At 54.0% G+C, this 263-nt stretch carries 1 protein-coding gene; it reads right to left on the bottom strand.

Annotated elements, in window-relative coordinates:
* The coding region (locus AAEY99_RS21490) for a hypothetical protein (protein WP_351011988.1) at positions 1 to 263 on the bottom strand (263 nt) is incomplete at both ends.

Below are 263 nucleotides of genomic sequence, written 5' to 3'. Positions count from 1 at the left end.
ATGTCGGCGGTGGCGCCGCTGTCATTTAAGACTAGATCGACAGTGATGTTACCGGCGGTCGCGTCCAGATTATCGACATCGGTGTCGTTAACGGAGTTGCCGTTATTGTCTAACGCGGTGGCAGACACGGTGATGTCGCCATCAACTAATGTGGAAACATCGACACCAGCAATGCTGTAGTTGCCGTTGGCATCGACGGTGACATTTGGCACCGTGACTTGGGTGCCGTTGGCATCAGTCAGCACTAACGTGACGGTTGAACC

Origin of the sequence: Shewanella sp. S1-58-MNA-CIBAN-0166 (assembly GCF_040310085.1) — a bacterium.
Taxonomy (GTDB): domain Bacteria; phylum Pseudomonadota; class Gammaproteobacteria; order Enterobacterales; family Shewanellaceae; genus Shewanella.
This window is presented reverse-complemented; position numbering and strand designations above follow the sequence as displayed.